Source organism: Microbacterium sp. SORGH_AS_0421, assembly GCF_030818635.1.
Classification (GTDB): Bacteria; Actinomycetota; Actinomycetes; order Actinomycetales; family Microbacteriaceae; genus Microbacterium.
The window spans coordinates 186,451-198,701 of sequence record NZ_JAUTAO010000001.1; the positions used below are offsets into that span (position 1 = coordinate 186,451).

Annotated in this window: 7 protein-coding genes and 1 pseudogene; 1 reads left to right on the plus strand and 7 read right to left on the minus strand. The window is 70.7% G+C overall.

The genetic code is table 11. The features are described from left to right. Positions 1-92 precede the first annotated feature (92 nt). The 7 genes and pseudogenes from recR to QE416_RS00960 all read right to left on the minus strand — a co-directional run bounded on the left by recR (position 93) and on the right by QE416_RS00960 (position 11,477). Complete coding sequence (gene recR, locus QE416_RS00930; RefSeq protein WP_056229546.1) at positions 93-686, minus strand: recombination mediator RecR; 594 nt, start codon at positions 684-686, stop codon at positions 93-95. Beyond that, positions 686-3,601 (minus strand): DNA polymerase III subunit gamma and tau, encoded by a 2,916-nt coding sequence (locus QE416_RS00935; protein WP_307312862.1) that lies wholly within the window; start codon positions 3,599-3,601, stop codon positions 686-688. The genes recR and QE416_RS00935 overlap by 1 nt, the downstream gene beginning before the upstream one ends. 154 nt (positions 3,602-3,755) lie before the next feature. After that, on the minus strand, positions 3,756-6,293 hold the full coding sequence (locus QE416_RS00940; protein WP_267787735.1) for a glycoside hydrolase family 65 protein: 2,538 nt from the start codon (positions 6,291-6,293) through the stop codon (positions 3,756-3,758). A gap of 122 nt (positions 6,294-6,415) precedes the next feature. Beyond that, positions 6,416-7,159, minus strand: a complete 744-nt coding sequence (locus QE416_RS00945) for an HAD family hydrolase (RefSeq protein WP_373458828.1) — start codon at positions 7,157-7,159, stop codon at positions 6,416-6,418. 125 nt (positions 7,160-7,284) lie between these two features. Next, a complete protein-coding gene (locus tag QE416_RS00950) occupies positions 7,285-8,517 on the minus strand; it encodes an acetate/propionate family kinase (RefSeq protein ID WP_267787739.1) in 1,233 nt (410 codons plus the stop codon). Next, positions 8,514-10,660 (minus strand): annotated as a pseudogene (gene pta, locus QE416_RS00955) (phosphate acetyltransferase). Before pta ends, QE416_RS00950 begins: the two are co-directional and overlap by 4 nt. A 58-nt stretch (positions 10,661-10,718) precedes the next feature. After that, complete coding sequence (locus tag QE416_RS00960) at positions 10,719-11,477, minus strand: DeoR/GlpR family DNA-binding transcription regulator (RefSeq protein WP_307317830.1); 759 nt, start codon at positions 11,475-11,477, stop codon at positions 10,719-10,721. 43 nt (positions 11,478-11,520) lie between these two features. Here QE416_RS00960 and QE416_RS00965 point away from each other — a divergent pair, with 43 nt between their 5' ends. Next, on the plus strand, positions 11,521-12,189 hold the full coding sequence (locus QE416_RS00965) for an NUDIX domain-containing protein (protein ID WP_307312863.1): 669 nt from the start codon (positions 11,521-11,523) through the stop codon (positions 12,187-12,189). The last annotated feature ends 62 nt before the right edge of the window (positions 12,190-12,251 follow it).

A 12,251-nucleotide genomic window follows, 5' to 3' on the forward strand; every position in this document is an offset into this window, starting at 1 on the left:
CGTGCGGGCGACCCGTCGGGTATTCCCCGGTGCGAGCGCGCGTGCGGCGGTAGTGGGGGTGCCGGGATGCCCTGACCCCGCGCGCACGGACGTCAGAGCGTCCGACGCCCCTCGAAGGCGCGGCCCAGGGTCACTTCGTCGGCGTACTCCAGGTCGCCGCCGACGGGGAGACCGGATGCCAAACGCGTCACGCGGATCTCGAGGGTGTGCAGCAGCCGGCTGAGGTAGGTCGCCGTGGCCTCTCCCTCGAGGTTGGGGTTCGTCGCCAGGATGACCTCTTGAACGGTGCCGTCGGCGAGGCGCTGCATGAGTTGGGTGACACGCAGATCGTCGGGACCGATCCCCGCGATGGGGCTGATGGCGCCGCCCAGCACGTGGTAGAGGCCGCGGAACTCGCGGGTGCGTTCGATCGCCGCGACGTCTTTGGCGTCTTCGACCACGCAGATCAAGGTCGCATTGCGACGCGGGTCGCGACAGATCGAGCAGCGGTCCTGCTCGGAGACGTTGCCGCAGATCTCGCAGAACTTCACCTTGTCGCGGATCTCTCCGAGCAGCGTCGACAGGCGCGATACATCGAACGACGGCGACTGCAGGATGTGGAATGCGATGCGCTGAGCCGACTTCGGGCCGATGCCCGGAAGGCGGCCGAACTCGTCGATCAGGTCTTGGACGATGCCGTCGTACATCAGGTGAACCTCGTCGGGGGCTCGTAGGGCTCATCGCGCACGTAGTTCGCCCCGAGCATCTGGCGCACCACGGCTTCGCCGTAGCGCTGGACGCCCCCGCTGAGGGGGGCCATGCGCGGAACGACGACCGGCGGCAGCGGGGCCTCGGCCTCGTCGACCGGTGGGATGACGTCGTCGTCGTCGACCTCGTCCGGTGCGGCCACCGAGGGGGTGACCTCGCGCGGCGGCAAGACAACGCCCTCGTGCAGCTCGGAGGGGGCGACCGCGGTCGCCTCGTCGGGCTCGTCATCGACGGCGAGGGCCGTGGACGGAGCCGCAGGGACCCGCATCGCCGCCGGGGCGGAGCCGTCGGATGCCGGGATCGGCGCGACGGCCCACTCGGTCACCGACGATGAGTACGGCGCCGAACCCTGCGGAGCGGGAGTCGTGGTCGTGGGAGCGCCCGACGCCGGGCCACTCGTGGGAGCCGAGGGGCCGCGCGAGGAGCCGCCGGGACCGGATCCCCCGTGACCGTCTCCCTCGAGGCGCGCGAGGTACTTGACCCGGACGCCGAGGACCGCCTGGATGGCCTGGCGGAGATCTTCGCTCGGGCCGCCCTCCGGGGTGCGCGTCTTGAAGGCGGTGAGATCGCTCCCCGTCCGAAATGCCAGCGTGAGCACGTCGCCCTCGAAGGCGGCGACGGCGGCGGTCGACACGATGAGCCACGACGACCGGCTCGCGACCTCGAGCTGGCCGAGCACCTCGGGCCACGCGTCGCGGACGTGTCCGAGCTCGATCGGGCCTACGGGGGTGGCGGGCGGCGTGGGCGCGGTCGGCTCGAGCGGCGAGGCCTCTTCCGTGTCGTCGGACGGCGCGCCCGAGGTCGACGCCGCGGCGGGTCGCTGTGCAGCCGACTCCGACGCCGAGGACGCAGCGGCGTCGTGGCGCGGGGCTGCTGCCGCGGGGGCCTCGGTGGGCGCCGATTCGGGCTCGGGGTCGAGTTCGGACGACGCGGTCTGCGGAGTCGGAGCCGTGTCGAACGGGTGGACGTCGTCCGACGCCTCGACACGACCGGAACCCGCAGACGCCGCAGCACGCGCGGTGGGGCGCGACGGCGATCCTGCCGACGCCCGAGTGTCTTCTTGGTCGGACGGGCTCGGGCCCGACGGGGAGATCGCCCCCGTTGCGCCGCGCGCGGGTGGCGTTGCCGTCTCAGACGGCGACTGCTCGTCGTCGTCGAAAGGCGGAGGAGCGTCGTCGTCGGTGAACGGCGGCGGTGCATCGTCGTCGCTCGGTCCGAAAGAGGGCGGTTCTGCATCGGCCGGGCGCACCGGAACGGCCTGCGACTTTCCCGGTGAGGCCGCGGCGGGTGCCGCCGGAGCGGGCGAAGCGGCACCGGGTGCGGCCACACCGGGTGCTGCGGCACCCGGTGCGGCGATACCGGGCGACGCGATCTTCCCGGCAGACGCAGCGGCTGGCGCGGCGACACCGGGAGAAGCGACCGCGGGAGACGCAGTCGGGGGCGCGACGGAGGGGGAGGCAACCGCCGAAGAAGTGCTGCCGGGAGAGGCGATCCCGGGCGCGACAGAGGGAGCGGCAACCGCCGGAGAAGTGCTGCCCGGGGAGGCGATCCCGGGCGCGGCAACTCGCAATCCTCCGGGGCTCGCCACCGCGGGGGACGCCGGCGATGTGCCGGGAGAGGCGATGTCGGCCGCGGGAGACGCCGGTCTTCCCGTCGCGGGGGCCGGAGCGGAGGCATGCGAGCCGCCGCGCGTCGCCTCGAGATCGTGCGCCATGGCGGGCGACGTGCCCTGGGCGACGCCGGCGTGGGTGAGCACGCGTGCGACCAACAGCTCGAGCTGCAGGCGCGGGGACGTGGCCCCGGTCATCTCGTCGAGGGCGGCGACCACCAGGTCGGCGGTGCGCGAGAGGCGCGGCGCGCCGAACGCCGTCGCCTGACGGGACATGCGATCGAATTCATCGTCGGGGATGCCGCGCAGGATCGCCGAGGCGCCCGCGCCTGTGGCTGCCACCACGATCAGGTCGCGCAAGCGCTCGAGCAGGTCGTCGACGAAACGACGCGGGTCTTGACCGGTCTGCACGACCCGGTCGACGGCGGCGAAGGCTCCCCCACCGTCGTTGGCGGCGAAGGCGTCGACGACTTCGTCGAGGAGCTCGGAGTGCGTGTAACCGAGGAGCGCGACCGCGCGCTCGTACCGCACGAGGACGTGACCGCCCGCGTCCGCGTCGGAGCCGGCGATGAGCTGGTCGAGCAGGGAGAGCGTGTCGCGCGGCGATCCGCCACCGGCGCGGACGACGAGCGGAAGCACACCGGCCTCGACGCCGACGCCCTCGGTCTCACACAGCTCTTGGACGTACTCGAGCATGGCCGCGGGCGGAACGAGCCGGAAGGGATAGTGGTGCGTGCGCGAACGGATCGTGCCGAGCACCTTCTCGGGCTCGGTGGTGGCGAAGATGAACTTCACGTGCGCGGGCGGCTCCTCGACGAGCTTGAGCAGCGCGTTGAAGCCCTGCTGCGTCACCATGTGCGCCTCGTCGAGGATGAAGATCTTGAAGCGATCGCGCGCGGGTGCGAAGATCGCGCGCTCGCGGAGGTCGCGGGCGTCGTCGACGCCGTTGTGGCTCGCCGCGTCGATCTCGACCACGTCGAGCGATCCGCCGCCGCCGCGACCGAGCTCGACGCAGCTGTCGCACGTGCCGCACGGGGTGTCGGTGGGGCCGGCGGCGCAGTTCAGGCAACGCGCGAGAATACGGGCTGACGTGGTCTTACCGCAGCCGCGCGGACCCGAGAACAGATACGCGTGACCCACGCGATCGCTGCGCAGTGCGGTCATGAGCGGCTCGGTCACCTGAGACTGCCCGATCATCTCGCCGAACGCCTCGGGGCGGTATCGGCGGTACAGGGCTGTCGTCACCACACCAGCCTACGGCGTACCTCCGACATCGCATCCGCCGCCGTCGATAGACCCCGCCAGAACACCGGATGCCGAGCCCCGGGCCGTCATCGCGCGGCGGCGCCCGAAACGCCGAACGCGGCGGCATCCCGGAGGATGCCGCCGCGTCGGTGGTTCAGAAACCGCCGTCGAGCCCGACCGCGATCGGCCCGTCGTCGTCGCCGACGATCGGAATCGCCGTCGTGACGATCGGCACCGAGGCCGACAGGAGCGTGCCGTCCTCGCGCACCGAGCCCTCGAGCTGGCGGATCGAGGGCCGACCCGGCCGCACCGGGCCCTGCCCGTGGAGCGCGACGCGCACGGTCTCACCCGGAGCCACGGTGTACGTCGCCCCGCGCACCGCGAAGGTGACGGGGTCGCCCTCTCCCCCGGCGCGCAGCGTCAGCGCGGTCTCGGTGAGCGTGATGTCCAGGCGCGTGCCGTGCCAGTGCAGCACGTACGACAGCTCGGGCCAGTCGGCCGGAAGGCGCGGGTCGAAGGTGAGCAGGCCGAAGTGGTCGCGCATGCCGCCGAAGCCGCTCACCAGGGCGGTCCACACCCCACCGGCCGATGCCACGTGCACGCCGTCCGAGGCGTTGTGGTGCAGGTCTCCGAGGTCGACGAAGGCGGCCTGCCGGAAGTACTCCAAGGCGAGGTCCTGGTAGCCCACCTCGGCCGCCAAGATCGACTGCACGACCGCCGACAGCGTCGAATCGCCCGTCGTCAGCGGGTCGTAGTACTCGAAGTCGGCGAGCTTCTCGGCATCCGTGAAGTGATTTCCCTGCAGGAACAGCGCGAGCACCACATCGGCCTGCTTGAGCACCTGGTAGCGGTAGATGACCAGCGGGTGGAAGTGCAGCAGCAGGGGGCGCTGGTCGGGCGGGGTGTTCTCGAGGTCCCAGATCTCGCGTTCGAGGAAGACGGCGTCCTGGGGATGGATGCCGAGGGCCTCGCTGAACGGGATGTGCATGGCCTCGGCCGCCTTGTCCCAGCGCTCCGGCTCGGAGGGGTCGAGGTTCATGCGGTCGGCCATCTGCGCATAGGCCTCGGGGTTGTTCTCGGCGAGGTCGCGCACCGTGCGGGCGGCGAAGCGCAGGTTGAAACGCGCCATGACGTTCGTGAAGAGGTTGTCGTTGACGACGGTGGTGTACTCGTCCGGTCCGGTCACACCGTGGATGTGGAACGAGTCGCGCTCCCCGTCTTCGGCGGCGTCGCTCGAGCGCCAGAAGCCCAGCGTCGACCAGAGGCGGGCGGTGTCGACCGCGATGTCCACACCCTCGCGGGCGAGGAACTCCTCGTCCCCCGTCGCGCGGACGTACTTCGCCAGGGCGAAGGCGACGTCGGCGTTGATGTGGTACTGCGCGGTGCCGGCAGCGTAGTAAGCGGACGCCTCTTCGCCGTTGATGGTGCGCCACGGGAACAGGGCACCCGCTTCGTTGAGCTGGTGCGCGCGCTTGCGGGCGGCAGGGAGCATCAGGTACCGCATGCGCAGGGCGTTTCGGGCCCAGAGCGGCGAGGTGTACGCCAGGAACGGCAGGACGTAGACCTCGGTGTCCCAGAAGTAGTGACCGCTGTACCCGGAACCGGTGACGCCCTTCGCCGGGACACCCTGTCCGTCGGCGCGGGCCGCGGCCTGCGCGAGCTGGAACAGGCACCAGCGCGTGGCCTGCTGCAGGTCGCCGTGACCGCCGATGCGCACGTCGGAGCGGTCCCAGAAGTCGGCGTACCAGGCGATCTGCTTCTCGACGAGCCCGTCGACCCCCGTCTCGACCGCACGATCGATCGTGCGTCGGCAGCGATCGAGCAGCTCACCCGTGGGGACGCCCCGCGAGGTGTGATAGCTCACCAGCTTGGTGATCGTGGTGGGCACGCCGGCCTTCGCGTGCACGCGGTAGATGTTCTTGGCGATGTCGGGCTCGACGAGCTGACGCGAGGTGTACTCGTTCTCCGTCTCGACGAGGTGGTCGGCGATGACGGCGAGCGTCATGTTCGACTCGCTCACCTCGTAGCTGAGCGCCGAACGGTTGCCGTCCTGCCAGTACTCGCGCGGCTGCAGCACGCGGTCGCTGAGCTTCTCGGTCTTTCGCGGGTCGAAACCGGACTGCTTGGATGCCATGGGCGAGCCGCCGTAGATCCCCTCGCCGTCCTGACGATTGAGCAGCTGATTGCTCACGGTGACGGGAGCGTCGGCGTCGAGCACCGTCACGGTCAGACGGAGGACGGCGAGGTGCTTCTCGTCGAACGAGACGAAACGCTCGTCCTCGATCCGCACGCGCTTGCCCGAGGGCGTGACCCACAGCAGGTTGCGGCGGAGGATTCCCTGGCGCATGTCGAGCACGCGCTCGTACTCGCGGACGTCGGCGACGTCGAGAGAGAGCGGCTCGTCATCGACGTAGACGCGCATGACCTTGGCATCCGGAGCGTTGATGATCGTCTGCCCGACCTCGGCGAAGCCGTAGGCCTGCTCGGCGTGCCGGATGGGGAACGTCTCGTGGAAGCCGTTGATGAAGGTGCCCTGTTCGAGGGCGAAGCGCCCCTCGATGGAATTGCCGCGCAAGCCGAGGTACCCGTTGCCGACGGCGAAGAGGGTCTCGGTGACCCCCACGTCGTCGAGGGAGAACTCGGTTTCGACGAGGCGCCATTCGTCGACGGGAAAACGATCGCGATCGATCATCGGGGCGTGCCTTCCGGTGGCAGGTTCGGGTAGGCGCGAGGCGGCCACGGGCCGTTCGCGCGGATGGTGCTCGGTCTCGCCGATGGGGGCGGGCGATGACGCGTGTCGCGGGTGGCGACGGCTCAGTCTACGAACGCCGCGAGGTCGTCGACGACCACGGTGGCCCCGGCGGCACGGAGGTCGTCCGCCCCGACGCCTCGGTCGACGCCCACGACGACGCCGTAACCGGCGGCGACGGCGGACTGCACGCCGCTCAGAGCGTCTTCGACGGCGACGGATCGGGCGGGGTCGACGCCCAACAGGCGTGCGGCTTCGGCGAAGACGTCGGGGGCGGGCTTGGACGAGAGATTGTCGCGCTCGGCGATCACGCCGTCCATCACGACGGGAAAGCGCTCGCGGATGCCGGCCGCGTCGAGCACCTCGACGGCGTTCTTCGAGCTCGACACCACGGCGATGGGGGTTCCCGCGGCCTGCAGCAGATCGAGGAGGGCGACCGAACCCGGGTAGGGCGCGATGCCTTCGCTACGGAGAATCCGCGAGAACACCTCGTTCTTGCGGTTGCCCACTCCGCACACGGTGTCTTCGGACGGATCGTCGGAGGGGTCGCCCCACGGGACCTCGACGTCGCGGCTGCGCAGCAGGCTCGCAACGCCGTCGTACCGCTTCTTGCCGTCGACGTACTCGAAGTAGTCGCGATCGGTGTAGGCCGGCTCGATCTTCCACGCCGCGAACAGCTCGTCGAACATCGTCTTCCAGGCGCGCATGTGGACCTCGGCCGTGGGAGTGAGCACGCCGTCGAGGTCGAACAACACTCCCTCGAAAGCGGTGAGGTCGGGCAGGTCGGGCAGGTCGGGGCTGTCGGTCACGGCGGGCTCCAGATCGGGGTGCGGGTCACGGGCGCCGATGCGCGGCGATCTCAGGGTAGCGGTCGGGGGCGGACCGAGCCGGTTGCACGGCGGGCCGTTCGAAGAGGTGAGGGGCCGCGAGCGACTCAGCCGGTGACGGAGAGGGTCTGACGGGCGATCTCGAGCTCTTCGTCGGTGGGGACGACCAGCACCTGGACGCGCGAGGCGTCGGTGGAGATGCGCCGGATGCCGCGCTCTCGCGAGGCGTTGCGCTCGGGATCAATCTCGACGCCCGCGAAGCCGAGGGTGGCCATGGCGCCCTCTCGCACGGCGGCGGCGTTCTCGCCCACGCCCGCGGTGAACGAGATGACGTCGACGCCGTCGAGCTGCGCGAGATACGCGCCCGCATACGCGCGCAGGCGGTGGATGTAGACGTCGAAGGCGAGCTGGGCGGACGGGTCGCCGGCCTCTCTGCGCTCTCCGATGTCGCGCATGTCGGACACACCCGCCAGACCCAGCAGGCCGGAGCGCTTGTTGAGGAGCGTGTCGAGGTCGGCGATCGACATGTCGGCGCGACGGGCGAGCTGCAGCAGCACCGCGGGGTCGAGGTCGCCCGAACGCGTGCCCATGACAAGTCCCTCGAGCGGGGTGAGTCCCATCGACGTGTCGACCGAGCGGCCCCCCTCGATCGCGGCGACCGAGGCGCCGTTGCCGAGGTGGAAGACGATCTGCTTGAGCTCGCCGAGAGGGCGGCCGACGAAGGCCGCGGCGGCTTCGCTGACGAACTTGTGGCTCGTTCCGTGGAATCCGTAGCGACGGATGCGGTGGGCTTCGGCGACCTCGCGGTCGATCGCGTAGGTGTACGCCTCGGGGGCGAGGGACTGATGGAACGCCGTGTCGAAGACGGCCACGTGCGGGACGTGGGGGAAGGCCTTCTTGGCCGCGACGATCCCGGCGAGGTTGGCCGGGTTGTGCAACGGCGCCAGCACCGAGAGCTCGTCGATGTTGATCTCGACGAGGGGGGTTACGACGGTGGGTGCGAAGAACCGCGCCCCACCGTGCACGACCCGGTGCCCGACGGCGACGGGCGGGCGTTCGTCGAGCGACGGGCCGTGCTGCGCGAAGGCCTCGAGCATGACGGCGAAGCCCGCCGTGTGATCGGCGATCTCGCGCTCGATGGTCGAAGTGGCATCGGTCACCGTCGGCACGGGCTCGCCCGCTGCGCCGAAAGACGCCGCCTTCACCGTGTGCTTCGCGACGCCGGTGCCCTCGCCGATGCGCTCGACGAGTCCCGAGGCGAGGACCTGTTCACGCGCCATGTCGAGCAGCTGGTACTTGAACGACGACGACCCGCTGTTGACGACGAGGACGACACTCACTGGGTGCCCCCCTGGGCCTGGATCGCGGTGATGGCGATGGGTGTTGACGATGTCGTCGACGAGAGCGCCGCGCGACAGGTCGTTGATGGGCTTGTTCAGCCCCTGCAGGACCGGCCCGATGGCGACGGCTCCGGCCGAGCGCTGCACGGCCTTGTAGGTGTTGTTTCCCGTGTTGAGATCGGGGAAGACGAACACCGTCGCGCGCCCGGCCACCTCGGAGTCGGGCATCTTGGCCCGGGCCACGGCGGCGTCGGCGGCGGCGTCGTATTGGATGGGGCCCTCGACCAGCAGCTCGGGCGCCCGCTCGCGCACGAGGGCGGTGGCGGTGCGCACCTTCTCGACGTCGGCGCCGGTGCCCGACTCGCCGGTCGAGTAGGACAGCATCGCCACGCGCGGCGCGATGCCGAACTGCTCGGCGGTCGCGGCCGACGACACGGCGATGTCGGCGAGCTGCTCGCTGGTGGGGTCGGGGATGACGGCGCAGTCGCCGTATACGAGCACGCGGTCGGCGAGGGCCATGAGGAACACGCTCGAGACGACCGAGACACCCGGGGCGGTCTTGATGATCTCGAAGGCCGGACGGATCGTGTGGGCCGTGGTGTGCGCGGCGCCCGACACCATGCCGTCGGCGAGGCCCAGGTGCACCATGAGCGTGCCGAAGTACGACACGTCGGTGACGGTGTCGGCGGCCTGCGCGTAGGTGACGCCCTTGTGGGCGCGCAGCCGGGCGTACTCGGTGGCGAACTTGTCGACGTGGACGGCGTCGAAGGGGCTCAGCACCTCGGCGTCGCGGATGTCGATGCCGAGCTCGATCGCGCGCCCGCGCACCTCGATCGGCTCGCCGAGGATCGTGAGGTCGGCGATGCCGCGCGAGAGAACGGTGGCAGCGGCCCGCAGTACGCGATCGTCGGTGCCCTCGGGCAGGACGATGCGGCGACGGTCGCTGCGAGCACGGTCGACCAGGCCGTATTCGAACATGAGCGGGGTGACCACGCTCGGGCGGGCCACGCCCAGCTCGCGCGTGAGCAGCTCGGTGTCGACGTGGCGCTCGAACATCGCCAGGGCGGTGTCGTAGCGGTGCTGCGAATCGGCGGCGAGACGGCCACGCGTGTTCATGATGCGCACGGCCGTGTCGTAGGTGCCGAGGTCGGTGGCGATGATCGGCAGCGGCGAGCCCAGCCCGTCGATCAGGCGCACGATCGCGTCGGGCAGTTCGAAGCCGCCGTTGAGCACGATGCCCGCGAGCGAGGGGAACGTGCCCGAGGCGTTGGCGAGGAGGGCGGCGAGGAGCACCTCGCTGCGGTCGGCCGGGATGACCACGACCGCCGACTCCTTGAGACGCGGGAGGACGTTGACCATCGACATGCCCGCCACGACGACGTCGAGGACCTCGCGAGTGAGCAGGGCCGGGTCGCCCTTGATCAGCTCACCCTCGACCGAGCGCAGCACGCCGCGCACCGAGGGGGCGATCAGGAACCGGTCTTCGGGGAGGGCCCACACGGGGACGCTGCGCTGCTCGGCCGGCGCACCGACCGGCACCGCGTCGACGACCTGGCGGACGGATGCCATGATCTCGTCGAGGTGATCGGGATCGGCGCGGTTCGCGATCACGGCGAACAGCGCCGCTCGCTCGTGCTGGAGTTCTGCCACCGCGAGCGAGGCGATCTGGCCGACCTCGTGAGGGGTACGGGCGACCGACATGCCGAGTGTCTCGCTGTGGCCCTGCTGCGCGCGACCGCCCAGCACGAGGAGCACGGGGGCACCGAGGTTGGCCGCGATCCGGGCGTTGTACGCCAGCTCGGCGGGGCTTCCGACATCGGTGTAGTCGCTGCCGATGATCACGACGGCATCGCACCGCGCCTCGACGGCCTTATAGCGCTCGACGATCCGCCCCAGAGCCGCATCGGCGTCGTCGCGGACGTCGTCGTAGGTGACGCCGACGCAGTCGTCGTAGTCGAGGTCGACGCTGTCGTGGTCGAGCAGCATCTCGAGCACGTAGTCGCGCTCGGCGGTGGATCGCGCAATGGGCCGGAACACCCCCCGCGCGCGGCGTCACACGACTGAGCGCGTCGAGGACGCCCAGGGCCACGGAGGACTTGCCCGAATGACCTTCGGCCGACGTGATGTAGATGCTCTGCGTCACGCGTCCAGCCTATTGCGCGCCTCCGACACCGCTGCGGGGTTGCTTCGGCGTCGAGTGATCACGGCGACGCCGGAAGCAGGCGCGCTCCCGCCGCGCGCAGCTCTCCCGCGAGCCCGGCCCCGGGATCGAGGTCGGCGATGATCCCGGTCACCCCGTCCAGCGGCAGGATGCCGAAGCGCGAGGCTGCGCCCAGCTTCTCCTCGCTCGCGAGAACGAACGTCTCGGCCGCGCGGGCGGCGAGCGCTCTCTTCATCGCCGCTTCCTCGGCATCTCCCGTCGACAGCCCGGCCTCGGGATGCACGCCCGTCACCCCTAGGAAGAAGAGGTCGGCGCTGATGTTCTGGGCCGCCTCCATCGCGGCTGCCCCGCAGGCCACGGCGGAGTGCTTGAAGATGCGCCCGCCCAGGACGATGACCTCCGCGTCGTGGTGCAGCAGCCCCGCGGCGATCGTCGGCGAGTGCGTGATGACGGTTCCCGAGAACGAGCGCGGTAGCACGTCGAGCATCGCGAGGGTCGTGGTACCGCCGTCGAGCAGCACGGTGGCGCCCGGCTCGATCACGGCCACCGCCGCCGCCGCGACACGTGCTTTGCTCGACCGGGCGACCTCGGCACGCGCGGAGTAGTCGGCGACGGCCGGCGATGCCGGGAGGGCGCCGCCGTAGACGCGGACGGCCAGGCCCGCGGCATCCAGTTCTCGCAGGTCCCGGCGGATGCTGTCTTCGGACAGACCGAGTTCGACGGCCACGTCCTTCACGACGAGTCGGCCATCGCGGCGAAGGCGGTCGAGGAGGGCGTCCTTGCGGGCGGCGGCGAGCATCACGTTCGCATTCTTGCACGTTTCTGCACTATCGTTCCGACTCATGACCCTCCCCCCACCCGGCTCCACCGTTCCCGACCACCGCGGCCGCTCCGGCCTCGACCGGACCGGACTCGACCTCGACAGGAACCCCCGTGTGCAGGTCACCGGCGTCGAGCTCCTCGCCGCCGGATGGCACGTGCTGCGCGCGACCACGTTCCGGTACCGAGGCGACGACGGCGAGTGGACCACCCTCACCCGCGAGACCTACGACCGCGGCAACGGCGCGACGATCCTGCTCTACGACCTCGAACGGCGGACCGTCCTGCTCACGCGACAGTTCCGCTACCCGATCTACGTCAACGACCACCCCGACGGCATGCTCATCGAGACCGCGGCGGGCCTGCTCGACGACGACGACCCCGTCACCGCGATCCGCCGCGAGGCCGAGGAGGAGACCGGCGTGCGGGTAGCCGAGGTGGAGCACGTCTTCGACGCCTTCATGAGTCCGGGCTCGGTCACCGAACGGCTGCACTTCTTCGCCGCGGCCTACGACGGCGCCGAGCGCGAGGGCGACCGCGGGGGCCTCGCCGAGGAGGACGAGGAGATCGAGATCCTCGAGTACGACATCGATGTCGCCCTCTCGATGATCCGGGACGGATCGATCCAGGATGCCAAGACCATCATGCTGCTGCAGTGGGCGGTTCTCGACGGGCCCTTCGCCTCCCGGTGACGGGACCGCAGTCCGACAAGCGCGCAACTCAGCCGGCATCCCGTCGCGCAGCCGAGGCTTCC

Coding starts and splice junctions, on each gene's coding strand:
- recR (WP_056229546.1), bottom strand. CDS start 686: ATGTACGACGGCATCGTCCAAGACCTGATCGACGAGTTCGGCCGCCTT.
- QE416_RS00940 (WP_267787735.1), bottom strand. CDS start 6,293: ATGATCGATCGCGATCGTTTTCCCGTCGACGAATGGCGCCTCGTCGAA.
- QE416_RS00960 (WP_307317830.1), bottom strand. CDS start 11,477: ATGCTCGCCGCCGCCCGCAAGGACGCCCTCCTCGACCGCCTTCGCCGC.
- QE416_RS00965 (WP_307312863.1), top strand. CDS start 11,521: ATGACCCTCCCCCCACCCGGCTCCACCGTTCCCGACCACCGCGGCCGC.